Source organism: Thalassotalea algicola (genome assembly GCF_012932965.1).
Lineage (GTDB): Bacteria > Pseudomonadota > Gammaproteobacteria > Enterobacterales > Alteromonadaceae > Thalassotalea_F > Thalassotalea_F algicola.
The window spans coordinates 637064-663265 of sequence record NZ_JABBXH010000002.1 but is presented as its reverse complement, the minus strand read 5'-3'; the positions used below and the strand labels follow the sequence as shown (position 1 = coordinate 663265).

General features: G+C 39.5%; 23 protein-coding genes. All 23 read right to left on the bottom strand.

Annotated features, from left to right (window positions below; translation table 11 throughout):
• Entirely contained in the window at positions 1-2565 is a 2565-nt protein-coding gene (gene pepN, locus HII17_RS07685) for an aminopeptidase N (protein ID WP_169074754.1), read from the bottom strand.
• A gap of 106 nt (positions 2566-2671) precedes the next feature.
• Positions 2672-4138, bottom strand: a complete 1467-nt coding sequence (nhaC, locus tag HII17_RS07680; protein ID WP_169074753.1) for a Na+/H+ antiporter NhaC — start codon at positions 4136-4138, stop codon at positions 2672-2674.
• A gap of 229 nt (positions 4139-4367) precedes the next feature.
• Positions 4368-6395: a carboxy terminal-processing peptidase gene (gene prc, locus HII17_RS07675; RefSeq protein WP_169074752.1), complete on the bottom strand. Its 2028-nt coding sequence runs from the start codon at positions 6393-6395 to the stop codon at positions 4368-4370.
• A 16-nt stretch (positions 6396-6411) separates the two neighbouring features.
• A complete protein-coding gene (proQ, locus tag HII17_RS07670) occupies positions 6412-7056 on the bottom strand; it encodes an RNA chaperone ProQ (protein WP_169074751.1) in 645 nt (214 codons plus the stop codon).
• 20 nt (positions 7057-7076) lie between these two features.
• Positions 7077-7358 carry a hypothetical protein gene (locus HII17_RS07665; protein WP_169074750.1) on the bottom strand — a complete coding sequence of 94 codons (282 nt, stop codon included), beginning with the start codon at positions 7356-7358 and terminating at the stop codon, positions 7077-7079.
• Entirely contained in the window at positions 7358-7819 is a 462-nt protein-coding gene (locus HII17_RS07660) for a GAF domain-containing protein (protein ID WP_169074749.1), read from the bottom strand. Before HII17_RS07660 ends, HII17_RS07665 begins: the two co-directional genes overlap by 1 nt.
• Before the next feature lie 89 nt (positions 7820-7908).
• Entirely contained in the window at positions 7909-8667 is a 759-nt protein-coding gene (locus HII17_RS07655; protein ID WP_169074748.1) for an SIMPL domain-containing protein, read from the bottom strand.
• Position 8668: 1 nt separating this feature from the next.
• A complete protein-coding gene (locus HII17_RS07650) occupies positions 8669-9316 on the bottom strand; it encodes a DUF2057 family protein (protein WP_169074747.1) in 648 nt (215 codons plus the stop codon).
• 110 nt (positions 9317-9426) lie between these two features.
• Entirely contained in the window at positions 9427-9843 is a 417-nt protein-coding gene (locus HII17_RS07645) for a substrate-binding domain-containing protein (RefSeq protein ID WP_169074746.1), read from the bottom strand.
• Between the two features lie 9 nt (positions 9844-9852).
• Entirely contained in the window at positions 9853-11031 is a 1179-nt protein-coding gene (locus tag HII17_RS07640) for a porin family protein (RefSeq protein WP_169074745.1), read from the bottom strand.
• Positions 11032-11281: 250 nt separating this feature from the next.
• Positions 11282-12460, bottom strand: coding sequence for a 2-methylaconitate cis-trans isomerase PrpF (prpF, locus tag HII17_RS07635; protein ID WP_169074744.1), 1179 nt, complete (start codon positions 12458-12460; stop codon positions 11282-11284).
• 280 nt (positions 12461-12740) lie between these two features.
• The gene (gene acnD, locus HII17_RS07630) at positions 12741-15344 is read right to left on the bottom strand and encodes a Fe/S-dependent 2-methylisocitrate dehydratase AcnD (RefSeq protein WP_169074743.1); all 2604 of its coding nucleotides are present in this window, start codon (positions 15342-15344) and stop codon (positions 12741-12743) included.
• Between the two features lie 217 nt (positions 15345-15561).
• Complete coding sequence (gene prpC / locus HII17_RS07625) at positions 15562-16692, bottom strand: bifunctional 2-methylcitrate synthase/citrate synthase (protein ID WP_169074742.1); 1131 nt, start codon at positions 16690-16692, stop codon at positions 15562-15564.
• Between the two features lie 76 nt (positions 16693-16768).
• Positions 16769-17659 carry a methylisocitrate lyase gene (gene prpB, locus HII17_RS07620; RefSeq protein ID WP_169074741.1) on the bottom strand — a complete coding sequence of 297 codons (891 nt, stop codon included), beginning with the start codon at positions 17657-17659 and terminating at the stop codon, positions 16769-16771.
• Between the two features lies 1 nt (position 17660).
• A complete protein-coding gene (locus HII17_RS07615; RefSeq protein WP_169074740.1) occupies positions 17661-18365 on the bottom strand; it encodes a GntR family transcriptional regulator in 705 nt (234 codons plus the stop codon).
• 376 nt (positions 18366-18741) lie between these two features.
• A complete protein-coding gene (locus HII17_RS07610) occupies positions 18742-19971 on the bottom strand; it encodes a nucleoside recognition domain-containing protein (protein ID WP_169074739.1) in 1230 nt (409 codons plus the stop codon).
• Positions 19972-20328: 357 nt separating this feature from the next.
• Positions 20329-21096 carry a TatD family hydrolase gene (locus tag HII17_RS07605; protein WP_169074738.1) on the bottom strand — a complete coding sequence of 256 codons (768 nt, stop codon included), beginning with the start codon at positions 21094-21096 and terminating at the stop codon, positions 20329-20331.
• Between the two features lie 19 nt (positions 21097-21115).
• The gene (locus tag HII17_RS07600; RefSeq protein ID WP_169074737.1) at positions 21116-21442 is read right to left on the bottom strand and encodes a PilZ domain-containing protein; all 327 of its coding nucleotides are present in this window, start codon (positions 21440-21442) and stop codon (positions 21116-21118) included.
• 1 nt (position 21443) lies between these two features.
• Entirely contained in the window at positions 21444-22394 is a 951-nt protein-coding gene (locus HII17_RS07595) for an AAA family ATPase (RefSeq protein ID WP_169074736.1), read from the bottom strand.
• The gene (gene tmk / locus HII17_RS07590) at positions 22387-23019 is read right to left on the bottom strand and encodes a dTMP kinase (RefSeq protein WP_169074735.1); all 633 of its coding nucleotides are present in this window, start codon (positions 23017-23019) and stop codon (positions 22387-22389) included. Before tmk ends, HII17_RS07595 begins: the two co-directional genes overlap by 8 nt.
• A complete protein-coding gene (gene mltG / locus HII17_RS07585; RefSeq protein ID WP_211185280.1) occupies positions 23019-24011 on the bottom strand; it encodes an endolytic transglycosylase MltG in 993 nt (330 codons plus the stop codon). Before mltG ends, tmk begins: the two co-directional genes overlap by 1 nt.
• Entirely contained in the window at positions 24008-24811 is an 804-nt protein-coding gene (gene pabC, locus HII17_RS07580) for an aminodeoxychorismate lyase (protein ID WP_169074734.1), read from the bottom strand. Before pabC ends, mltG begins: the two co-directional genes overlap by 4 nt.
• 107 nt (positions 24812-24918) lie before the next feature.
• Positions 24919-26157, bottom strand: a complete 1239-nt coding sequence (gene fabF, locus HII17_RS07575; RefSeq protein WP_169074733.1) for a beta-ketoacyl-ACP synthase II — start codon at positions 26155-26157, stop codon at positions 24919-24921.
• Positions 26158-26202: the final 45 nt, after the last annotated feature.

Sequence of the window (26202 nt, the reverse complement as noted above, 5' to 3'; positions counted from 1 at the left end):
TTACTCTTTAAGTGCAGCCTCTAATTTTTCGACTAAATCACGCGAGAGGTTGTCTTGTGATGCTATAAATTGTAGCTGGCTAATCATTAACGATTGGTGAACCTCATTAAATGCTTCAAACTGTATAAGTGGAGTTATTAACCTTGATGCTACTTGCGGGTTAATTCTGTCCATTTCGATAATTTGCTGAGCTAGAAACTGATAACCTTTACCACTTGATTCGTGAAAATATTTATTATTTTGCATAGCAAAAGCGCCTATTAACGAACGTGCTCTATTTGGGTTTGTTAGGGCAAAATCATCTCTTGCCATTAGCTGTTCCAATCGTTCAAATATCAATTCATCATTAAGGTTGGCATTTAAACTGAACCATTTATCCATCACCAATGTGTCTGCATGCCATTGCTGCTCAAAGTCATTAAGTAAACTTAAAGTTTCATCATTAACCTGCTTGATTGAACATTGAAGCGCCCCCAACTTTGTGGTCATATCTGTTGCTTGTAGATACCTTTGCGCTACTAATGAGTGATGCTCTGTCAACTTAACTAAATACCTTAAACAAGTGTTTGCCAACGCTCTGGAGCCAACTTGCTGTGAACTAGATAAGTGCTCCACTTCGCTATGTTGCTTATATAAAGATAAAAACTCTGCAGAGAATGTTGATGAGATAAATGTCGATAGTTTTTCAATTGCGCTAATAAGCTTTTGAGGGTCAACTTTTGAAATATGGGCGGTCATTTCATCAAAAGAAGGTAATGTAAGCATCAAGGCTTTAAAAGCGGCATCATAATCAGCGGTAATCACTGCGTTGAACATTCGCTCAATATCTCTTGATGGTTGGCTACCTGCTAGTAATACTAACTGTTCAATTTCTTTGGCCATAATTTTTTGACCGGCATCCCAGACACAAAAATTATTTTGACTCGATTCAATAATGGTAAGCAATGCCGCTGTAGATTGTTCATAATTAACTTTTACTGGAGCGGAAAAGTCGCATAAAAACGCTACTGTAGGTTCTTGCTCACAGGCAAACTGAAATTGCTGACTTTGATTAGTAAGTTCAACTAACTGAGTTTGAACTTCTTCCCCGACAATCAACTCGAGTTTAATCGGAATATGTAATGCCAGCTTCTCTAGCTGATTCCCCGTCGCTGGAGTCATTTGCTCAATATTTAGCGTAAATTGCTGACTTGCCGATTCAAAATGTTGCGTTACGGTAAGCTCAGGTGTTCCTGATTGTGAATACCAACGCTTAAACAGCGTTAAATCTCTATTGTTAGCATCAGCCATCGCTGTTACGAAATCATCACAGGTTACTGCCATCCCATCAAAACGGTCAAAATATAAATCCATTCCCTTTCTAAAACCGTTTTGTCCTAGCAATGTATGTAGCATGCGAATAACTTCTGCACCTTTTTCATAGACAGTTAAGGTATAAAAGTTATTCATTTCCATTACTTTTTCAGGGCGGATAGGGTGTGACATTGGCCCTGCATCTTCAGCAAATTGTTGAGCACGCAGTAACTTAACATTTTGAATACGTGTAACATCGGCAGAATGCATATCAGCACTGAATTGCTGATCTCTAAATACAGTAAGACCTTCTTTTAAACTCAATTGGAACCAGTCACGACAAGTAACACGGTTACCTGTCCAATTGTGGAAATACTCATGGGCGATTACCGCCTCAATGTTAAAAAAGTCGGTATCTGTAGCGCTTTCTCTATCTGCTAATACATATTTGCTGTTAAAAACATTTAGCCCTTTATTTTCCATGGCCCCCATATTAAAAAAATCAACAGCGACAATCATGTAGATATCTAGGTCATATTCAAGGCCAAAGACATCCTCATCCCATTTCATTGAATGTTTAAGTGACGCCATTGCATGCTCAGCTTTTGCTTTATTACCTTTATCAACAAAAATCTCCAATAACACCTCTCGGCCAGAAGCTGTTTTATATTGATCGGATAAAAGGTCGAAGTCACCAGCAACTAGTGCAAACAAGTAGCAAGGTTTTGGGTGCGGATCATGCCAGGTTACAAAATGCTTGTTGTTATTAAGCTCACCACGTTCTACAGGATTACCATTGGCTAATAGCTGTGGAAATTTTGCTCTGTCGGCAATCACTTTTGTTGTGAATATTGCCATTACATCTGGTCTATCGAGGTAATAAGTAATTCGTCTAAAACCTTCCGCTTCACACTGAGTGCAAAATGCATCACCTGATTTATATAAGCCTTCCAGCGCAGTATTATTCGCTGGGTCGACTTCTGTTTCTACGGTAAGCGTAAATTCTGAAGGCAAATTAAAAATCGTTAGTGATTGCTCTGTTAATTGATATGCATCAGGGCTAAGGCTTTGCTGTCCTAAGCTCACAGAAACTAAGATTAAGTGTTCACCATCGAGTACCAAAGGTTCGTCACTTTCTTCTTTTTTAGTGATTGATAAAATGCTTCGAACCTTAGTCGCATGTTCATCTAACTCAATGGTTAAATCAATTGTATTTATTGAGTACGGTGAAGGCTGGTAATCAGCTAAATAGCGTGCAGTAAATTCAGACATAAATAATGATTAAAACAGGTAAGTATTGTTATTTGAGAATGTATCAAAAAAGCCTGCAAAATGCAGGCTTTAGATATAGATTAAGTTGAATAACTATCCAATTTAATTACGCAGGTTGTTCTTGCAAAGTTTTTATTTTAAATCCAAAGTAACCATAGGCAATTGCCAAAATTGGATTAATAATATTGAAGAAGCAATAGAATATATATTCATATGATGATAACGCTAATGCTCCCATCATAAATGCACCACAAGTATTCCAAGGTATTAATGGGGAAGTGATAGTGCCTGAATCTTCTAATGTGCGGCTTAATGTTGTCGGGTGCAGTCCACGACGCTCATACTCTTCTTTATACATACGACCTGGCATAACAATTGCCATATATTGGTCTGCTGTAATTAAGTTAGTACCAATACAGGTTGCTACCGTGCTAGTAATCAAACTACCGGTAGATTTCGCTGCCGATAAAATAGCGTCGACAAAACGTCGAAGCATTCCTAGATGCTCCAGTACGGCACCAAAACATAAAGCAGTCATAACCAACCAAATAGTATTTAGCATGCTAGACATACCACCACGGCTAAGCAGCTCATCAATGCTGGTATCGCCAGTACTTACCTTAACGCCATCAAAAAACGCCGTCCAAACAACCATAATAGTTGCTTTTACACCCTCTACGCCTTCTGCCGCCATACTGGCAATAAGTTCTTGCTGAAAAATAACCGCCCATACAGCGCCTATTATTGCACCAATAGCTACAGCCGGAAATGCCGGCATTTTTTTATAAGCTAACGTAAGCAAAACAACTAACGGCAGTAAATTCAAAATTGAAATGTTGTAGGTTGCTTCTAAAGTTGTCGTTAAATTGTTGATGCTATCTGTACTGCCAGTTCCATCACCTGAATGACTAAAGCCAATAATTAAAAATAGTATTAAAGCGATTGAAATAGAAGGTACTGTCGTCCATAACATATTACGAATATGAGCAAACAACTCTGTACCAGCCACTGCTGGTGCTAAATTTGTTGTCTCTGACAATGGTGACAGCTTATCACCAAAATAAGCGCCAGATATTACTGCACCCGCAGTAACAGCTGTAGACATTTCAAAGCCACTCGCAATACCAATAAAGGCGACACCTACTGTTGCTGCGGTGGTCCATGAACTACCAATACTCATCGCAACTATGCCACAAACTAGACAAGCCGCCGCGTAAAACCAGCTTGGGTCAATTATTTGTAAGCCAAAATAAACCAAGGTCGGTACGGTACCTGATAATAACCAAGTACCAATTAATGAACCTACCGCTAATAAAATAAGCACAGCGCTAAGTGATAACGAAATGCCATTAACCATAGCCTTTTCAATGGATGGCCAAGTAAAGCCATTTTTTAACCCAATGATAATCGCAATACCCATTGCGATAAGCAACGCTATTTGATTTGGCCCGTAAGAAGAATTATCGCCAAAATAAATTACCGCTGTGGAGAGCATAGCGATTAACGCAAAGATCGGAATCAACGCATCTAACATGCTAGGAATTCTAGGTTGCGGTTCGGAGTGTTGTGTCATTGTACTAATAAATCCTAATCAATCTATTTCGTTTATCAAATGGGTTGTTAACATGCCTAGAGTTATAGGCGACTGCAAGACATTTTTTAAAGTAATTATACTAAACCCGATTGATTGATTAAGTATTATCCAGATAGTTATTCGAGAAAGCTGTATAAAAATGTATTAAGCGAATTATTCGAAATAAAAAAGCCGCCAATATAAGGCGGCTTCTAACACTAATTCAACACTACTTTCTCGCAACTCGACCTAGTGTAACAAGGTCGTAAGTGATTTTAGCTGCTTCATCTAGGAATGGATCCAGCTCATCTAATTCATCAGGTAAATCATCCATATTTTCTACGGCTTTCATTCCTAACATTGCTAGCCTTTCATTTGTACGTACTAACTGCTTCGCTTTTCGATCTTCACGTTTCTTTTTGCGTTCAGCTAAGTTTAGTGAAATAGACTTATCATCTTTTTCAGCTTTATATTCAGCTATATCAGTTAATAAATACTTAAATTCTGCATTATCTTTAATACGCTCTTTATGTAAAGAATCTAAGTAATTCAAGTCCGTAGTAATATCGTTTAGCTTATTGTATCTAGCTTTAGCTATTTGATCCCAAGGTAAAGCATTTTCTTCTTTACTCTCGCCCCAATCACCTGGTTCGATAGCCGATGGAAAAGTAATATCAGGTGTCACGCCTCGGTGTTGAGTTGAGCCACCATTAATTCGATAGAATTTAGCAATCGTGAATTGAATGCTACCAAACGGCTTTTCGTATAGGTCATATACACGACCTAACCCTCTGTGTTGCTGAACCGTACCTTTACCAAAAGTATGCTCTCCAACAATAACACCACGACCGTAATCTTGAATCGCCGCAGAGAATATTTCACTAGCAGATGCACTATAACGGTCAACCATAACGGTTAATGGTCCGTCATAATAACTATAACCGTCTTTATCACTATTAACTTGAACCCTATTGGCACCGTCACGTACTTGAACAACAGGACCTTTATCAATAAACAACCCCGTTAGTAACGTTGCCTCAGTTAATGAGCCACCACCATTACCACGCAAATCAACGATTATGCCTTCAACTTTTTCAGTTTTAAGAGATTCAATTTCCTTTTTCACATCTCGAGATAAGTTGTTATAAAAGCTAGGTATTTTAATAACACCTAATTTTTTACCCGCCTGCTCTTGTTCATTCTCATAATAAACTTCAGATTTCGCTGCACGATCTTCCAATTTAATTTTATCACGTACAATTGAAACAGTTTTAATGCTTGATTCGTCGTCAGATTCACCTGGTAGCACTTGCAACCTAACATTACTGCCTTTAGGTCCTTTGATTAAATCGACTACATCATCTAAACGCCAACCAATAACGTCTACAAATTCATCGTCATCTTGTGCAACACCAACAATGCGATCTTTGGCCTTCAACTGCTTAGATTTATCTGCAGGGCCTCCGTTAACAATACTTTGAATTACGGTGTAATCTTCTTCCGCTCGCAACACTGCGCCGATTCCTTCAAGAGACAGGTTCATTTCCATTTGAAAACGTTCAGCATTGCGAGGAGATAAATAGGACGTATGAGGTTCAACAACACGTGCAAAACTGTTCATAACTAACTGGAAGACATCTTCACTTTCACTTTGTTTTAAGCGTTTAACCGCATAGCGGTAACGTTTACCAAGAACCTCTTGAACCTTCTCCCACTCTTTGCCCGCAAGTGTCAAATTAAGTGCATCATACTTTACTTTTTGACGCCAAAGTTCATTTAACTCAGCTTCAGACACAGAGAACTCTGCATCTTCACGGTCAAATTCATAGGACTCTTCAACAGTAAAATCAAACGGTTTTTCAAGTAAAGAAAGTGCGTATTCATATCGTTCTAAACGGCGTTGAAGATTTAAGTTGTATATCTCATAAGCAATATCAAGTTTGCCGCGGGCAATTACTTGATCAAAATCGTCTCGATACTTTTCAAAACCTTGTACATCAGACGCTAAAAACACATTTTTAGCATAGTCTAATTGTTTAATATATCGGTCGAAGATTTGTTCTGATAACAAATCATCAATTTTGACTTGCTTATAATGGGCACGCGTAAATTGCGCCGTAATTCGTTTACTTGCGGTAGCATGTTGGCTTTCGGGTTCTAATATAGGTAAAACGTCAGATGTGTTTTCCTGGCTAGCGAAAGCAGAAGAAGAAAATGCTATTGAAATGGCAAGTGCGATACGACAGAATTTTTGCATGCCTGTAACCTCTTAATTACTCAGAAAAAATGTTTTGAATGCGTGTTTTAACCACCATTCCTGAATCTAGCTGAACACTAATATCATCACCTGCAATTTCAGTAATCGTTGCATTCATTGGTGATTGGCCAAGTTGCACCTTAACCTTTTGGCTTACTTTAATTGTAGACGATTCTACAGGTTTTAAAGGCGCAGCAGGCTTTGAAGATTTCTTTGCTGGTGATTTAACAGACTTAAACTTTTGAGAGCGTTTGTTGTCACCAGCGGGCTTATTAGCGTTGCTCTTCTTATTCTTATACGTCTTTTTCTCGTTATTGTCTTGTTGTTTTTTGTTAGCAAACTTTTCTTGGCTTTCTTTTAAAGTCTTCGCCGCATAGTCAGCTTGCTCTTTATCAATCTCTTCAGCGTTTTCACCCGCTAAATTTACGCGAAAGCTTCCGGCTTTAATCGACTTTAAATAACGCCAGCTGCTTGTGTAATGACGAAGCGCTTGTCTTAAGCGTGTTTTACTTACTGTTTCATCTTCGCTTAATGACTCTGCTAAGTCTTGAAAAATACCAATTTTCAAAGGTTTTGCAGCACCTTCAATGCTAAAACAAGCAGGAAATTTCTCTGCTAAATAGGCGATAATTTCTTTGCTGCTAGTACGTTTAGTTTCCATAATACTACTTATTAATTAATTTACTGTTGAATAAATTGATCTCGGTTTTCAAGTACGTGCCGACACCAATCATAAATATCATCCATTTCTAACTCTGGAAGTGCTTCTTGCGGTATCCAGGTTTCCCACACCAACTCTAAAATCGCGATTAGCTGTTCAGGCTCAATATCCTCTTCCGCCATATCATAAAGTGTGTGATAAATTTCGTTAATTCTTTCGGCTACTAGCTCTTCTTGTCCTTCCCAGTCACCAACGACTGCCTCAGAAACAAGGTAATCATGTATTACAACGAACTCTTTCATCAGCCTTTTACTTGCTCTACTAGTTTACTAACAATTGCTTCTAATCCTTTTTGATCTGTTTCATCAAAACGGTCATAGGCAACACTATCAATATCCAGTACAGCAACAACTTGGTTGTTTACAATAACAGGAATGACGATTTCCGAATTACTGGCGGCATCACATGCAATATGTCCATCAAATGCATGCACATCTTTAACACGCAGTGTTTGAGCTTCAGAAGCAGCAGTACCACAAACACCTTTACCCAAAGGAATTCGAATACACGCTACTTTGCCTTGAAACGGACCCAAAACTAATTCGTTGTCAACATTTCGATAAAATCCAGCCCAATTAACCTGTTCAAGTGCTTCAAATAAAATCGCACTGATATTGGCCATGTTAGCAATTAAGTCTGACTCACCATGAATAATCGCAGCTACTTGTTCATTTAACTGCTGATAAAATGCCGCTTTTTCCATTACTTTTAAACAACACCATTTGAAAAGCGCTAAAGATACCTTGATAGCACAATAAATTAAAGCTTTAATGCCGCTATTAACGCATTTTATTAATGCTGAATCGCAAATGTAACAGTAACTTCTGCAGAGATTTGATTTACTCCGGTATAATTTTTTCGACTAGCACTGACATCCATAGCCTCTGCTGCCATTAAAACAGACCCCGGTGCTCGGTATGCTTGTTCTTGAATTTTCTGAACAGCGCCTAAGTTTACTTCTAATTTTTGGGCAAGCTTATTTGCCTTTTCTTTCGCATTATTTAATGCTTGTATCAATGCTTGTTGATACAAACTCTCGGCATCTGCAAAACCCGTTTGGACTGGAGAAATCCTCGTGACACCTAATTTCACAGCTTTATCTAATAAAAGTTCATAGCGATTTACTTGGTTCAAATTTACCTTAACAATACGCTTTAGCATAAACTCCATATCAAGTGACTTGGTCTTACTAGTGCCAGGAGATACTGAATATACAGTTGAGTCATTGCCTTCTCCGGCTATATAGGCGCGGTTAACACGATTATTTCGCTGTGGATATATGGGTGTTATTTGTAAATTTGTGGTCGTGATATCACGATCTGCTACTCGTAACGACTTTATCGCATTAACTAAAAGCTTAACTTTATTATCGACACTAGACTTCAGCTTACTTACTACCCGCCCTCTTTGCTCTACAGTAAAAGAGACACTAAATTGATCTGGCGCTTTTTCTAATGTCGCTTTACCAACTACAGTTATGCCTTGTTGCTCGGCATGCAATGAAAAAGCGCTTGAACAAAGTAAGAAAATTAGTGGGATTGAACGTTTCATATCACTGCCTTATTAATAGTTGCTGCTGTAAGAACTGTTGCCTTTCTTGCTCTGATGCCTGTTGCCACCAATAGTTCAACATACTTAATGCTCGAGAATTTTGTGCTTTAATTGGCTGGTTTGCTTTCTCTAGCGAATCATTTTTTAGTGGTTTAGGTTGGTTAACAACATTCTCATCAACTAACGCTGAACTTGGTTGCTCGAGCCTAATTAAATTTTTATTAACGGCTCTTTGATATTGGCTTTGCTCAAAATCAATCAAAGAAGCTATTGTGTGTGAGATGACCTGCCCTGATTGTCCCCTAATATCAAGTACTGGGTTTAACGCGTATGTTCTTGCTTGTTGAATATCGAGATTGTTCGGTTCTATGACTCGCAATCGCTGTTGGGTGCCTTCGATAATTAAAACAAAAGGCTCCGACTTAATTTTGGTATGATCGTCATTGTCAGTGTCGTCAAACAACTCATTATAACGATACAAAATAACTTGCTTTGTGTTAGTTAATTCTACTCGAGACTCTGATGAAAAAAAACTTCCTGAATAATCCTTACCATTTACTTTTAGCACTTGATATTGTTCGGGAAATAACAACTCCGCAGTGCAGCTAAAACTTAAAGTAAAAAGAACGAAAAAATAAAATAGTTTCATCAAATAGGCCTTTAGTTTTTATGGTGTGTATATCATTAGTAATATTACCAAAAATAAAAGCGCCTAACGGCGCTTCTATATGATATCAAGGTTAAAATATAACTAAAGAATTAAAATGTCGCTAATACCCTGACTTCATCTGTTACTTTGTTTGCATCGATATAGGCAATCATGTTTGGGTCGGCTTTTACTTTGCTAATCATTTCTTCTGAAGTATCTATATACTCCATAGGTTTAGCTTGGCCAGTAAAGGTAAGCTTAGACCAGTATGATTTAAGTTTAGATGCCGTCTTTTTCAATACCCTTGTATTGAATTCAGTTGAAATTGGGTGGCCTTCTTTAAGACTTACAACATGAATCTCATTACCATTTTCAAACGACTTAATCTTTTTCATAAAAACGCGTTTAATTTTCCCCTTCGACAATTCTACTGAATTATCTTTGTGCACTATTACCGCGACTTCAGCTTGTGCGACCGAGCACAAAGTGACTAACAAACAAGTAGACAAAAACTTAGTAAACCTCATGAACAGCTCCTAAAAAACAAAATCAATGCCGAAGGTGGCTATACCAGAACTATCGCCTGAGAAATCACCACTAGAGTGGGTATACTCAAATTTATACGCTACACCGGGCATGGCGTCATACCTTAAATGTATGCCTTGGGCATCATATTCAGAAGGTTTAAAAAAGGCGTTTGTTACTGCTTGGGCGAAACCATTCACATAAGGATCGGCAGAGTTAGCATGATCATAATCAAAAGAATAACTAGCATCTTCATGAACTATAGATACTGTCAGTTGTTCGAAATTGTATGAGATTGAAGCGTAAAATGCTTTCTTTTCTTCAAAAAACGTATCATCAACATCGTAAGCAGCATACTCTATATTAAACAACCAATTCTCATGCTCAGCGGTAAATCCAGCCGTCATATAAACAGTACTGTCTTCTTCGACATAAATTTCTTTCATGTCATAAACCGCTGCATTAGTTGGGTTGTAAACTGTATTGTTGCTAACTACATATCCCGGTAGCGTAAACATTAATTGTTGATCTATTTGATCGTTTATATCTAAAGTAACGTCAGCACTTAAAACACCCGCATAAAACGAAAACCATTCATAACTATATTCTGCGGAAAATTGAATAATATTGGTAATCTCAGTATCAACGTCTCCTAGAGATGTATCAGCGCTTCCATCAAATGAACCATATGATGCTTTAAGCGTTAAATCTGCGTCTCCAATATAAGTAGCATGTGTAATCCGAATACCTTCTATCAGGTCAAACTCCTGGCCATCATATATAGATGTTGGCATCCGGCTATAATTATGACTGTAACCAATGTCTTGTGTATCTGAATGCCTAAAGTAAGGTAAAGCAAATCGCCCGAGTGTTACCGTCGTCTCAGGAGTGTATTGATAATTCAAATAAGCCCAACGTGCTTCAATGTCAAAATCTTCAGCACCGTCGGCGTGCATCACTATTGTCGCCGACCATTTTTTGTTTAACTGTGTGATAGCCTGAATAGCAAATTTAGATTCATTTTTAAAATCTAAAGTCTCGTCGTAACCAAAGTTAGTAGTTTGAGCATCTTCATCAAATGCCATCCCACCACGAATAGTACCATAGCCGCTAAAGTTAATATCAGCAGCAATAGCAGTGGAAGACGCAACTGCCATAAGCAACGCACCTGTTAACTTGTTTAAAGTCATATACTCCCCCGACTTTTAATGTGTTTAATATTTTCAAATCGTAAAACTGTGCGTTAATTATTATAATTTTTAGAGCACTCTGAGCGTGGTTAACTTGCGGTAAGTAAAATAGAAACAAACCAATATGTTATCTCACTAGTTTCAGTAAAGGTTATTTTAAAAATAATTCAAGAAAAGTTATTGATTACCCTCAAATAAATAAAAAAAGCAGCTAAAAAGCTGCTTTTGACCATTCTATTGCGCTCAATTGCTAGAAACTATTTTCTGGAATTCGAACAAAACCTTCCATTAGAATGCGAGCACTACGACTCATAATGGCTTTTTCAACAACCCAGTTACCATCACTATTACACGCTTGTGCTCCCACTTTTAATGTTCCTGATGGGTGCCCAAAGGTAACAGCACCACGCTCACCACCACCTGCGGCAAGGTTTACTGTGGTACCAGGAATTGCTGCAGCTGTGCCTATTGCGACCGCGGCAGTTCCCATCATTGCATGGTGCAATTTACCCATTGATAATGCCCGCACGTTCAGATCAATAGCGCTTGTCTTAATCTCTTTACCACTTGAAGCCACGTAGTTTTGGGCTGGAGAAACAAAGGCAATTTTAGGGGTGTGTTGGCGCGATTTTGCTTCGTGAACATCACTTATTAAGCCCATCTTAATTGCGCCATGTGCACGCACGGTTTCAAACCAAGTTAACTTTTCTTCTGAGTTATTAATATCATCCTGTAACTCAGTGCCTTGGTAACCAATTTCATCCGCATTTAAGAAAATCGTTGGAATACCAGCGTTGATCATAGTGGCTTTAAAGGTACCAATCCCGGGCACTTCAAGATCATCTACAACATTACCTGTTGGAAACATAGCTTCGCTGGGGTCAACAGGTGCGATAAATTCAACCGGCACTTCTGCAGCAGGAAAAGTCACGCCGTCTAATTCGAAATCACCTGTTTCTTGTACTTCACCGTTGGTAATAGGTACTTGCGCAACAATGGTTTTCTCAATGTTTTTTTGCCAAATACGTACGGTACAAATTCCGTTATCAGGAATTCTTGCTGGATCGACTAGACCAGCGTAAATAGCAAAAGAACCAACAGCCGCGGTTAAATTTCCGCAATTGCCTGACCAGTCGACAAATGCTCTATCTATGGCGACTTGACCAAACAAATAGTCAACATCATGCCCTTCTTGATCAGATTTAGCTAAGATCACAGTTTTAGAGGTACTTGAAGTTGCACCGCCCATGCCATCAGTTTGCTTACCGTAAGGATCAGGTGAACCGATAACACGAAGCAACATGTTGTCACGTGCTTCACCTGGTACCTGACAACGCTCAGGTAAATCCGTTAAATTGAAAAAAACACCCTTTGACGTACCACCACGGATATACGTAGCTGGAATTTTTACTTGTGCAGGAAATGTCATATTTTTCCTTCATTTGTTTTCACTTGTTATTTTAGTTTTTTTCTACGTTGGTTAACGTCACATAACACGCGACGCTCCTTTTAACCGCCTTGTATAAAACCAAAATCCCAAAGTGATAGTTCAATAATAATCAAAATAAAAGCGACTTAAGCCGCCTTTACAATGTATAAATAGAGTTTTATGTTTTAACGAGAATTTTTAGCGATTCTGCTAAGCGTTGAAGCTCATGTAAAAGTGTACATGAGCATCAACAACAATGCAGAAACCTTAAATAGTCGTTTTAAACATTAGACTCTAAGAAGTCGTTGGCAAACTTTTGCAATACCCCACCCGCGGCATGAACTGTTACTTCTTCCGCAGTGTCTAAACGACACTTGACCGGAATTTCCACTATTTCACCACTTGCACGGTTTACAATAACAGTCATTACCCCACCAGGTGCTGTATCACCTTTAACATCGAATGTTTCAGTACCATCAATGTTATAGGTTTTACGCGTCTCGCCATTGGTAAATTCTAGTGGTAATACGCCCATACCAATTAGGTTTGTACGGTGAATTCGTTCAAAACCTTCGGCTACAATCACTTCAACACCAGCTAAACGAACACCTTTTGCCGCCCAGTCACGTGAAGAGCCTTGACCATAGTCAGCGCCAGCAATAATACATAAAGGTTGCTTGCGCTCCATGTAAGTCTCAATTGCTTCCCACATGCGTGATTCAGTACCTTCAGGTTCAATCCGCGCTAACGATCCTTGCTTAACTTCGCCATTTTCATCTAAACACATTTCATTGAATAGTTTAGGGTTGGCAAATGTTGCACGTTGCGCGGTTAAATGGTCACCACGATGCGTCGCATAAGAGTTAAAGTCTTCTTCTGGCAAGCCCATTTTATCAAGATAAGCGCCTGCGGCACTATCAAGCATAATCGCATTTGATGGTGATAAGTGGTCGGTTGTGATGTTGTCACCTAATACCGCTAAAGGACGCATACCTTTCATAGTACGTTCACCTGCCAATGCCCCTTCCCAATAAGGAGGTCGGCGAATATACGTCGACATTTCTCGCCAGTCATATAACGGACTTTCAGCAGGTTCAAACGCACCTAAATCGAACATTGGCGTATAAATTTTCTTAAACTGTTCAGGCTTAACACTTGCCTCAACAATCGCATCTATTTCTTCGTCAGATGGCCAAATATCTTTTAGCGTGATAGCGTTACCATCAGCATCATGCCCTAACGCATCCGTTTCAATATCAAAACGCATGGTCCCTGCTATTGCATAAGCAACGACCAATGGTGGTGATGCCAAGAAAGCTTGTTTTGCATATGGATGAATTCGACCATCAAAGTTACGGTTACCAGAAAGTACCGCCGTAGCATATAAATCACGGTCGATAATTTCTTGTTGAATTTTCGGGTCCAACGCCCCTGACATACCGTTACAGGTTGTACAAGCATAGGCGACAATACCAAAACCAAGCTTTTCCATTTCAGAAAGAAGACCTGCTTCTTCAAGATATAACTTAGCTACTTTTGAGCCTGGCGCAAACGACGTTTTAACCCACGGCTTACGCACTAAACCTAATTCATTAGCACGCTTAGCGACAAGACCTGCTGCAACTACATTGCGAGGATTTGACGTGTTGGTACAGGAAGTAATCGCGGCAATGATACACGCGCCATCTGGCATCAAACCTTCTGCCTCTTGTGCTTGTGCCTTATCTAAGTCTTTTGCAATCTCTTTTGCGGCCAAATCTGCTGTCGCTAAACGGCGATGTGGATTTGACGGGCCAGCCATATTGCGGCCAACTGTAGATAAGTCAAACGTTAATACACGTTCGTATTCTGCCGTTGCTAAATCGTCAGCCCATAGCCCCGTATGCTTAGCGTAGGTTTCTACCAATGCTACTTGCTCGGGTTCACGACCTGTGATTCTTAGGTAGTCAATAGTTTGTTCATCAATGTAGAACATACCTGCAGATGCACCGTACTCTGGTGTCATATTGGAGATAGTTGCACGGTCACCAATTGATAATGAACTTGCACCTTCACCGAAGAATTCTAAATACGCCCCTACAACTTTTTCATTTCGTAAAAACTCAGTGATAGCTAATACAATATCAGTTGCCGTAATACCCGGTTGACGTTCTCCTACAAGCTTAACACCAACAATGTTTGGCAGACGCATCATTGATGGACGACCCAACATGACAGTTTCAGCTTCTAAACCACCAACACCAATTGCAATAACACCTAAGGCATCAACATGCGGCGTGTGAGAATCGGTACCAACACACGTATCAGGAAATGCAACGCCATCTCGTTTTTGAATAACTGGAGACATTTTCTCTAAGTTGATCTGATGCATAATGCCGTTACCAGCGGGAATAACGTCTACATTCTTAAATGCGGTTTTTGTCCACTCGATAAAGTGAAAACGGTCTTCGTTTCGGCGGTCTTCTATTGCACGGTTTTTCTCAAATGCATCTGGGTCAAAACCCGGTGCCTCAACTGCTAACGAGTGATCAACAATAAGCTGTGTTGGAACAACTGGATTTACTTTAGCAGGATCGCCACCTTGATCAGCGATAGCGTCACGTAAGCCTGCCAAATCAACTAGCGCTGTTTGACCCAAAATATCATGACATACGACACGTGCAGGATACCAAGGAAAATCCAAGTCACGCTTGTTAGAAAGAATTTGTTCTAGAGAGGCAGTTAAGCTTTCAGGATCACATTTACGCACTAGCTGCTCAGCTAACACACGAGATGTATATGGAAGTTTGGCGTATGCGCCTGGCGTTATCGCTTCACAAGCTTCTCGCGTATCGAAAAAATCGATACCTGCGCCCGGTAGCGGTTTGCGGTAATCATAGTTCATAATTAACCTACAATTGAATTTGATTAGAATATAAAGGCTTACACATTAAAAAAAGTAAGCTTCAGATGTTGGCATAAAGCAACACAGTCAATTTTACAGAAAGTGAAATTTTCGCCAGTAGCAAGGCTTTGGAAAAGGTTGAAGCGCAGCATATTAAAATATGTGTGCAATCAACCTTTTTCAGTAACGCTGCTAATGGTAAAAATTACCTTCCTTATTAGCTTCTATTTTCAATAGAAACAAATTCTTGTGGCTCAGGCCCCGTATAATCTGCTGACGGACGAATAATCCGGTTATTCGCTCGCTGTTCCATAGCGTGAGCAGTCCAACCAGACACTCGAGAACACACAAAAATCGGTGTAAACAGTTTCGTTGGAATGCCCATAAAGTTATAAGCTGAGGCATGGAAAAAGTCTGCATTACAGAATAGTTTCTTCTCTCTCCACATAACAGCTTCACAACGTTCAGAAACTGCGTATAAATGAGTATCACCTACTTGCTCGGATAGCTTTTTAGACCAATCTTTGATCACTGCATTTCGCGGATCTGATGTTCGATAAACCGCATGTCCAAATCCCATGATTTTCTCTTTGCGCTCAAGCATACCTAACATCGCAGCTTCTGCTTCATCTGCAGATTTCCATTGTTCGATCATATCCATTGCAGCTTCATTCGCACCACCATGAAGTGGACCACGAAGCGTACCAATAGCACCAGTAACAACAGAATGAATATCTGATAAAGTAGATGCACATACGCGCCCTGCAAAGGTAGATGCATTAAACTCATGCTCTGCATACAAAATGAGTGATGCATGCATCACTTCTACATGTAATGCTTCAGGCTTTTTATTATGCAGAGTCCAAAGGAATTGCTCAGCAATAGAGTCGGCTTCAGTGTCAGTTTCTACACGAATGCCGTTATGGCTGAAGTTATACCAGTAGTTCACGATTCCAGGGAAAGTAGCCAGCATGCGGTCGATGTGATCAAGTTGATCTGAGAAATCTGTCGCTTCTGTTTCTAAATTACCTAACATTGAACAACCCGTACGCATAACATCCATCGGATGAGCTGATGCTGGGATTTGTTCTAATACTGTTTTTAATGCTGCTGGCAAGGCACGCATGCCTTTTAAGCGCGCTTTGTACGCGTCTAGCTCTGTTTGTGTTGGCAGCTTGCCATATAAAAGTAAGTAAGCGACTTCTTCAAACTGTGCATTTTCTGCTAAATCCTTCATATCGTAGCCACGATACGTTAAGCCTGAACCTGTTTTACCTACCGTACATAAAGCAGTTTCACCTGCACTCTGACCACGAAGGCCTGCACCACCTAATTTTTTATCGACCATGACACTTTCCTCAATTTTTAACTTGTTGTATTGAGCCACAATCAGCGAAAATGTAGCTCTTTAATATTTATAAGGTTTATTTGTTTTTGCCTTCCGAGAACAAACTATCTAATTTTTGTTCAAAATCGTGGTATCCAAGGTAATCGTATAAGTCCATACGAGTTTGCATATTATCTATTTCAGCTTTTTGATCGCCATCAGTTAATAGTGTGCGGTACACAGACTCTGCAGCTTTATTCATTGCTCTGAACGCCGATAATGGGTAAAGCACCATATCTGCGCCCCACTCACCTAATTCTTTTTGGTTCCATAGTTCCGTTTGACCAAACTCAGTAATATTCGCCAAAATTGGTACATCTAATGCTTCAGAAAAGGCACGATAATGTTCTTCAGTTTTAACTGCTTCGGCAAAAATACCGTCGGCACCAGCGGCAACATATGCTTTGGCACGTTCTAGAGCAGCCTCTAAACCTTCTTGTGCGAATGCATCTGTACGGGCCATGATAAAGAAGTCTTTATCTGTACGTGCATCAACAGCCGCTTTGATACGATCGACCATTTCTTCTGTAGATACGATTTCTTTATTAGGACGGTGACCACAACGCTTTTGAGCAACTTGGTCTTCAATATGAACTGCAGCGGCACCAGCCTTCTCCATATCACGAATAGTCTTAGCGATATTGAATGCGCCTCCCCAACCGGTATCGATGTCGACTAATAGCGGCAAACTTGATGCTGAAGTAATGCGCTGAACATCAGCAATCACATCATTTAATGATGTCATACCCAAATCAGGTAAACCGTAAGAAGCATTCGCTACACCACCACCAGAAAGATAGATTGCCTGATGGCCAATCTGCTCTGCCATCATGGCACAGTACGCATTTATAGTACCTACAACCGCTAACGGCTTGTTGTTTTCTAATGCTTGTCGAAACTTTGCACCAGGAGATAATTGTACAGACATATTATTTGTCCTCGTTATGTTGTTGCAGCTTGTGCTGCGCAATTTTCTTTTCAATGTTTTTACGCGACGCCGCTATATGACGACGCATGAGAATTTCGGCTAATTCACCATCACGATCAGCAATGGCGTCAATAATTCGAGAATGTTCATCAAAAGCGCGAGTGGCTCGAGGGCTATTCATGCCAAATTGGCAACGATACATACGCAGCAAGTGATAAAGCTGGCCACATAGAATATTGATGAGTTGTTGATTATGACTGCCTAGAATGACCTTGTAATGAAAGTCTAGGTCACCCTCTTCTTGATAATAAGCTACACCTTCTTGTAACTCTTTTGCTTTCGCATGCTCTGCTAACATAGATTGCATTTGAACAATCTCTTCATCTGTCATATTAGCAGCAGCTTGTCGGCAAGCCATGCCTTCTAAAGCTTCTCGAGTAATATAGAGATCAAGTAACCCTTCTACAGAACATTCGACAATACGAGCGCCAATATTTGCTTGGCGTTCAACCAAATGACACTTTTCTAAACGGTTGATTGCTTCTCTTAAGGTAGCCCTTGATACTTCATACTTCTTTGCCAGTTCAGGTTCACTAATCTTAGTGCCTGCGGCAATATCACCTTCGACAATTGCATGTTGAAGCTGTTCGAATACTTTATCTGCGGCAGTAATTGGCGCCTGTCGAGTAGGGTTTTGTAACGGCATGGATTGTCGACACTTTTAAAATATAACGCGAATAATAGCTCAAATAAACGATATGTCAAATAAAACACACGAACATTGTCGACAATAACTCCAAATACTAAAAGCTAACTATATCAATAAGCATAAGACGAATTAGCTACAAAGTAATGAAATTGAAGAATATCAAACAGTGCCCAAGTGTTTGAACTGCTGGGCTATTATTGGCTTAAAGCTTTAATGGAACTATCATCAAAGCGCAAACAAACAAGGGTGAAGCTATAAATAACGATTAAATTCGGCATTATTTTAGATAAATTGATTAGCAAACACATATTAAGCTTGCACGACTACAGCGCTGACAGCAGTAAATACCTTAAGTTAAGCAAAAAGAAATGACTTAACCAAAAAACCAGTAACAAACACACACCGCGGCAAAAATTCCCGCAAAATCAGCAATAAGACCGCATGAAACAGCGTGACGAGTATGCTTGATACCTACTGAGCCAAAATATACCGCTAATACATAAAATGTCGTTTCTGTAGAGCCCTGCATCACAGATGCCAAGCGGCCAGCAAAAGAGTCTGCTCCATAGGTATTCATTGTTTCAATCATCATCGCCCTTGAACCTGAGCCACTTAATGGTTTCATTAATGCTGTCGGTAATGCATCTACAAAACTGGTATTAACTCCTAATAAAGTAAAGAAACTACGAAATATGTCGACAATTAGCCCTAACGCACCACTAGCTCTTAAGATTCCTATTGCGACTAACATCGCGAGTAGATAAGGGATGAGTTTAATACTCGTTTCAAAGCCTTCTTTGGCCCCTGTGATAAACGCATCATAAACATCAACTTTGCGATAAATAGCCGCAGAGATAAATGCAATGATGGTCATAAAGATCAAGGAATTACCTAATAATGAAGATTGTTGTGACAATAACTCGCTACTTAACTGAGCAAAATAAATAATTAGTGCGAACAGTATGGCGATACCAGCGCTAAAATACATCAACACCACTTTTTGCATTAAATGGATCTTTTGTTTATATGAAACCGCTAGTAACCCCGCAAAACTCGACGCAAATGTTGCTAAAAGAATAGGTATGAAGACATCGGTTGGATTAACAGCACCTTGCTGAGCACGATAAACAAAGACTGCGATAGGAAATAATGTGACTGAACTGGTGTTGAGCACTAAAAAAAGAATTTGAGCATCGGTTGCTGTATCTTTATTAGGATTTAAGCTTTGAAGGTCCTTCATGGCCTTTAACCCTAACGGGGTTGCCGCATTGTCTAACCCTAAAAAATTCGCCGACAAATTCATCGTCATCGATCCCATCGCAGGATGACCTTTGGGCACTTGTGGCATTAACCGAGTAAATAACGGGGAAATCCATTGTGCTATTTTATTAATAACCCCCGCTTGCTCGGCAATCTTCATTACGCCAAGCCAAAAGCTGAGTATACCTATTAAGCCAATAGCAATATCAACCGTTACTTTAGACATATCAAAAATGCTATTGATTAGTGCAGCAAAAATTTCTTGATTGCCGTTGAACAACCATTGATATAGTGCAGAAAATAACGCTAAAAAGAAAAAGCTAATCCAAATTTTATTTAACACTAATGTCTTCTTATTATTTAATTTGGTAAAGGAATAATGTCATAAAAGTGAATTGATGCCCAGCTGTAGATAACTTGTGAACAACCAGTTAACAATCAGGTATAAGCTGTGACAAACAAAGAAAGACATTAAATTAAACTGTTAAATATTAAACACTTAAAAAATATATTGATTTTTCTAGCAATGCCCAAATAATGCACTACACTTAAAAATACATTAGCTCAATATTTAATCAATGCTCGCAGTTTTCGATTCGATTTAGTTAATTAGCGCACGGCTCAGCCCATTGAGCCATTCCCCTGGAACCCGAAACTGTCGTATGTTTCGGGTCCTTTTTTATCTACTACTCTTTAACTTTTATAATTGAAATAATTGATTGAAGTTATCTGTTGACTGCTGTGCAATTTGTTCGACACTACACCCACGGATACTGGCTAAATGCTTGGCAACTTCAACTACATAGGCTGGCTGATTTTGTTTACCGCGATGAGGTACAGGCGCTAGATAAGGGGCGTCAGTTTCAATAAGGAACCTATCTGCAGGTACCTTCCTGGCAACCTCTCTTAATTCATGAGCATTTTTAAACGTGACAATGCCAGAAAACGAAATGTAAAAGCCTAAATCAATTGCCTGTTTAGCCATTTCCCAGCTTTCAGTAAAACAATGAAGAATACCACCAACTTGTTGTGCGCCTTCAGCTTTCAAGAGATTTATTGTATCTTCTCTAGCATCACGCGTATGGATAATTAATGGTTTATTAATGTTTCGTGCTACTTGAATATGTTTAACAAACGCATCTAGCTGAAGCTGCTTTGTTTCCGGCGCATAGTAGTAATCTAAGCCGGTTTCACCTACCGCAATTACACGAGGGGTTTTAGCCAAAGACTCTAGTTGTTCAATGTTAGTCACATGTTCTTGGTTAAGCGGATGAACGCCACATGACAAATACACATTATCAAATCCCGCGGTTTTCTCTACCATTGCAGGAAAATCTTCTAACGTGACACTGACACAAAGCATTTTGTTAACACCTGCTGCAGAAGCAGCGGATACTACATTATTAATTTCATGATTAAACTCACTTAAATCAAGACGATCTAAGTGACAATGGGAATCGATATACACAATAAACCTTAATTTGTGCTTACATAGTAAGAGTTGGTTCAGACGAGTTTAAATGGCGGGCGATCATTTTTTCTATTTGACCACGAACGTTTTCATTGTCTTCAATAAAACTTACGCCAACACCTGGTGGGGTACCATTTTGCGCTCCAACCGGTGTTAACCAGCAAACTTCGCCTTTAACAGATGACTTTTCAAGTGAATCAGGTAACAATACGTCAAGTGTAACCTCAGCACCTAGTTCAAAATACTCAGGCGTTCTAACAAATAAGCCACCATGCTTCAAAAACGGCATATACGACTGGTATAAGTCCCGCTCTGTTATAAATTCCAAATATAAATTATTCATGTTAACTCTCAATACCTGCAATGATCTCAGCCAAATCTACAATCAATTGTTGTTTTAACATAGCCGAATTAACTTGTGAGTATTCTTTCACCTGTTTATTAGCTGCTAATATTAACTGAAAAATAGCCAACAACGAATCATTATCTAATTTGTTAGCAGCTAAATTATACTCTTCGGCTAATTCTTGTGGAGTTTGCCAACCACTTTTAGCCCGCATTAGGTGTGTAACTATTCGCTCCAACCAAATTAGAGTTCGCTCTGAGGAGTTTAACTGCTGTTCAAATGAAATAATGCCTGCTGGGTTGGTTAAACACTGGATAAAAGCATCAAGGAATGTCCGATAAGCTTGTTGAACCTCACTATCTTTAAGCTCTGGCAAATAACTTGTATTCGCATATGGCTCAGATAGTGTGCCTTGGGTAAATTGTTCTTCAAGTTGTGGGCGCAATTCTACACGCTGACAGCGACTGATTATTGTTGGTAATAAATGTTCTAAATGTTCTGTAGTTAATATTAAAAGGTTGCCTTCATTAGGCTCTTCCAGTGTTTTTAATAGTGCATTAGCTGCAGAAACGGTCATATTTTCAACCGTATTAATTAATACAACCTTACGCTGAGCAATCTGAGATTTAGTCTCAAAAAATCGCGTCACTGCCCTAATGTTATCGACACTAATCGTCGAGTCAGCCTCTTCGATTACAACAATATCAGGAAATGTTTGGCTCTTCTGTAATTGGCAATGTTTACAAACTCCACAAGGTAGCAAAACGCCAGTTTGATCTTGATAAATTTGCTGACATTGAATGGTTTGACTTAACCAGTTCGCCAATCGTGATTTTCCTGCCCCTTTTGCTCCGGTAATAAGCAAAGCATGTGGCAACTTCTGTTGCTTGATTTGTGTCGACAATCGACTTTGATGTGGGGCTAACCAGCTATATTCTTCGTTATGCATTTTGAGTAATAAACTGCTGTAATGCTAAACGGATATCTTGGTGAACTTTGTCCATGGCTTGGCTCGCATCAATTGTCACTATGCTATCGTCTTTGTCGGCAAGCGCTTTATATTTAGCATGTACACGTTCAAAGAAATCCATTTGTTCTAATTCTATTCGATCTAACTCTCCACGAGCTTTCGCACGAGATAATCCAATGGCCGGTTCAATATCGAGATATAAGGTTAAATCGGGCTTAAAACCTTTTAAAGTTACCTGAGCTAAGGTTTCCATTACCGTATCATCTATTTGACGACCACCACCTTGGTATGCACGAGATGATAAGTCATGTCTGTCGCCTATAACCCAGTTACCTTTGTTAAGTGCAGGTGCAATTACATTCGCTAATAACTGACTTCTACTGGCATACATCAGCATAAGCTCTGTCTCTTGGGTAAGGGTTTCTTCATGGCTCGCTGATTTCACAATATCGCGAAGCTGCTCTGCTAGAGGTGTACCGCCAGGCTCCCTTGTTTGAATAAATGCAATACTTTGCTCTTTTAAAGCCTCTGTAATAACTGAAATTGCCGAAGACTTACCTGCCCCTTCCATACCTTCAATGACAATAAACTTTCCTAAACTCATTAAGACTTTCCTAACTGATATTTTCTAACTGCTTGATTATGCTCTGCCAACGATTTGGAGAAATAATGAGTACCATTTCCTTTACTTACAAAGTACAAGTAGTCACTTTGCTCTGGATTTAAAGCGGCTTTTATAGCTTTTAAACCTGGCATCGCTATTGGTGTTGGCGGTAAGCCATTAATTCGATATGTATTATACGCCGTTTTTTCCCTAAGGTGCTTTCGAGTTATATCACCTTTGTACCTATCTCCTAAACCATAGATAACGGTTGGATCTGTTTGTAGACGCATTTTTTTGTTTAAACGGTTAACAAATACGGCTGCAATTCTGGGCTGCTCTTCAATTACAGCAGTTTCTTTTTCAATTATTGACGCCATAATCAACGCTTCATAACTATTGCTATAGGGTAGATCGCTAGCCCTATTTTGCCATAATGCTGCAAGTTCTCGCTGCATTTTCTGGTAGGCCCGTTTAACAATATCTATATCTTGAGTTTCTGGAGTAAATGCATAGGTTTCAGGAAAAAACCAACCTTCTAAATGTTTATATTCAGTGCTCAACGCTTTAGATAGAGCACTAGGGCTTTCTGTGGCAGCACTTTTTAAAATATATTTATTATTTCTCAATTGGCTTAACCATTCTTTAAGCGTAGAACCCTCAACAAATGTAATTTGTAATTGATGTTCCTTGCCTCTGGTTACCTTTTCAATGACTTGCAATAGTGAGTCGCCTGGTAATAGCTGATAAGTTCCAACTTTTAATGCAACTTTTCCTGGAAATAATCGAGCGTAGTTTCTTAACCAAAATCGGCTATCGATATAGCCATCATTTACTAGCTCCTTTGAAAACTTATGCATAGTCGTGCCAGCAGTAATCGTCAGTAACCGTTCATTTTTTAAATTTAATGGTTGTTGCAGTGCACTATTCATTTGCTGCCAGCCAAACAATATAGACAACGCAATAAACAACATGAGGATTGCAAGCTTTTTCATAATTCAAAGTGCTTTTTCAATTGCATAACAGGCGCCACATCAAGCGGTTTATCTAAATACGTTTTAATTGGCACAACCCCCATTACTGAATTACAAATAAACATGCTTCTGGCATTTACTAGACCTCCAATCTGCACAGTGATTTCTTCTACACTGTCTAACTGTTCTACTAAGTTTTGCCTTATTAAGCCATTAACTCCGGCACTATCAAGTGCAGGAGTTTGCCAAGTTTTAGAATTAAGGTGTAGCCAAAATAAGTTTCCAGCTGATACTTCGATGACATTACCTTGGCAATCGGTCACGACTAAATCGTCCTCGGGGCGTGCATCCAACTCTTGTCTTACGATAATTTGTTCCAAGCGGTTTAAATGCTTTAAGCCGGCAAGTAACGGATTTATTCCTATTGCCGTTTTTGCTACCCCTAAGCTGATCCCGTTTTGTTGCCAGTCAAAGTAATATTCTGGAAATGGATGTACGGAGATCAGAATTTTTTGTGAACAAGAATTGATGCGAGAATAACCACGGCCACCTTCACCAGCGCTTATTACAACTTTCAAGACTGCTATTTCATACTCAGAGGCAATGGCACCTAACCTTTCTACCAGTCCGTTTAATGAAACTTTAATACCAAGCCGTTGCGCTCCTTGCCTTAATCGATTTATATGTTCGTCGATTAACTCAATCTTACCATAGGATATTTTTGCTGTAGTAAACAACCCATCACCATATGCCAAAGCACGTTCTGTTATTGGAACAGTTCTTTCGTCACGTTGGAAGATTTCAAAATACAATAACGACATGTATTCACAAATAAAAAAGCCTGAATACTAATTAGTATTCAGGCTTAACATTTTGATGGCAAGCTAATTTTGCCCGCAATTTGTTTTTTGCTGGTTATTTACTCAAACTAGCTATCAAATTTTTTAAATATCAGTGAACCGTTGGTTCCGCCGAAGCCAAATGAATTACATAAGGCGTACTCTAAATCAACATCTCGAGCACCATCTCGAATATAATCAAGATCACAACCTTCATCAGGGTTATCAAGATTTATTGTTGGAGGAACTTTACCATTTGCTAATGCTTGGATGGTAAATATTGCCTCTACTGCGCCTGCAGCGCCTAGAAGGTGTCCAGTCATCGACTTAGTCGAACCAACCAATACTTGATTAGCGTACTCACCAAATATTGATTTAACGGCGTTTGTTTCTGCTATATCACCAGCTGGAGTCGATGTACCATGAGCATTAATGTAGCCTATTTTACTAACATCTACGCCTGCATCATTAATAGCATTTTGCATCGCTGCTGCTGCACCTTCACCATCTGGTGGAGGTGATGTCATATGATAAGCGTCACCACTCATGCCAAAACCAACAAGTTCGGCGTAGATCTTAGCCCCACGTGCTTTTGCACTTTCATACTCTTCAAGTACGATAACACCTGCCCCATCACCTAGGACAAAGCCGTCACGATCTTTATCCCAAGGACGTGACGCTTTTTGTGGTTCATCATTTCTAGTTGATAAAGCTCGTGCAGCACCAAAGCCCCCCATACCTAGATGTGTAGAGGCTTTTTCAGCACCACCAGCAACCATAGCATCAGCATCTCCATAAGCAATCATACGAGCTGCATGTCCGATGTTATGCACGCCACTTGTACATGCGGTAACAATGGAGATATTAGGACCTTTCATGCCAAACATTATCGATAAATGACCAGAGATCATATTGATAATGGTGGAAGGTACGAAAAATGGTGATAATTTACGCGGGCTAGTCTTTAGCATTTTTTCGTGGTTTTCTTCAATTAAGCCTAAACCACCAATGCCTGATCCCACAGCAACACCAACGCGACTAGCGTTAGTATCATTAATTTCTAATCCCGAATCTTTTAATGCTTGAACACCTGCTGCCACACCATACTGAATGAACAAATCCATTTTTTTGGCTTCTTTTTTAGGCATATAGTCTTGGGCATCAAAATCCTTCACCAAGCCAGCAAACTTAGTTGGATATTCAGTCGTATCAAAGTGTTCGATCATGCCGATACCACTTTGACCCGCTAATAATGCGTCAAATGTTTTTTCAGGAGTATTGCCCAACGGGCTTAACATACCAAGACCGGTAACTACAACACGTCGCATAGGATGAGTTGCCTCCGATAGAGTTGAATGTAGAAAGGTAATTAT

Bases quoted from the DNA above. Each gene is read 5' to 3' on its own strand.
- pepN (WP_169074754.1), bottom strand. From the start codon at position 2,565: ATGTCTGAATTTACTGCACGCTATTTAGCTGATTACCAGCCTTCACCG.
- nhaC (WP_169074753.1), bottom strand. From the start codon at position 4,138: ATGACACAACACTCCGAACCGCAACCTAGAATTCCTAGCATGTTAGAT.
- prc (WP_169074752.1), bottom strand. From the start codon at position 6,395: ATGCAAAAATTCTGTCGTATCGCACTTGCCATTTCAATAGCATTTTCT.
- proQ (WP_169074751.1), bottom strand. From the start codon at position 7,056: ATGGAAACTAAACGTACTAGCAGCAAAGAAATTATCGCCTATTTAGCA.
- HII17_RS07665 (WP_169074750.1), bottom strand. From the start codon at position 7,358: ATGAAAGAGTTCGTTGTAATACATGATTACCTTGTTTCTGAGGCAGTC.
- HII17_RS07660 (WP_169074749.1), bottom strand. From the start codon at position 7,819: ATGGAAAAAGCGGCATTTTATCAGCAGTTAAATGAACAAGTAGCTGCG.
- HII17_RS07655 (WP_169074748.1), bottom strand. From the start codon at position 8,667: ATGAAACGTTCAATCCCACTAATTTTCTTACTTTGTTCAAGCGCTTTT.
- HII17_RS07650 (WP_169074747.1), bottom strand. From the start codon at position 9,316: ATGAAACTATTTTATTTTTTCGTTCTTTTTACTTTAAGTTTTAGCTGC.
- HII17_RS07645 (WP_169074746.1), bottom strand. From the start codon at position 9,843: ATGAGGTTTACTAAGTTTTTGTCTACTTGTTTGTTAGTCACTTTGTGC.
- HII17_RS07640 (WP_169074745.1), bottom strand. From the start codon at position 11,031: ATGACTTTAAACAAGTTAACAGGTGCGTTGCTTATGGCAGTTGCGTCT.
- prpF (WP_169074744.1), bottom strand. From the start codon at position 12,460: ATGACATTTCCTGCACAAGTAAAAATTCCAGCTACGTATATCCGTGGT.
- acnD (WP_169074743.1), bottom strand. From the start codon at position 15,344: ATGAACTATGATTACCGCAAACCGCTACCGGGCGCAGGTATCGATTTT.
- prpC (WP_169074742.1), bottom strand. From the start codon at position 16,692: ATGGTCGATAAAAAATTAGGTGGTGCAGGCCTTCGTGGTCAGAGTGCA.
- prpB (WP_169074741.1), bottom strand. From the start codon at position 17,659: ATGTCTGTACAATTATCTCCTGGTGCAAAGTTTCGACAAGCATTAGAA.
- HII17_RS07615 (WP_169074740.1), bottom strand. From the start codon at position 18,365: ATGCCGTTACAAAACCCTACTCGACAGGCGCCAATTACTGCCGCAGAT.
- HII17_RS07600 (WP_169074737.1), bottom strand. From the start codon at position 21,442: ATGAATAATTTATATTTGGAATTTATAACAGAGCGGGACTTATACCAG.
- HII17_RS07595 (WP_169074736.1), bottom strand. From the start codon at position 22,394: ATGCATAACGAAGAATATAGCTGGTTAGCCCCACATCAAAGTCGATTG.
- tmk (WP_169074735.1), bottom strand. From the start codon at position 23,019: ATGAGTTTAGGAAAGTTTATTGTCATTGAAGGTATGGAAGGGGCAGGT.
- mltG (WP_211185280.1), bottom strand. From the start codon at position 24,011: ATGAAAAAGCTTGCAATCCTCATGTTGTTTATTGCGTTGTCTATATTG.
- pabC (WP_169074734.1), bottom strand. From the start codon at position 24,811: ATGTCGTTATTGTATTTTGAAATCTTCCAACGTGACGAAAGAACTGTT.
- fabF (WP_169074733.1), bottom strand. From the start codon at position 26,157: ATGCGACGTGTTGTAGTTACCGGTCTTGGTATGTTAAGCCCGTTGGGC.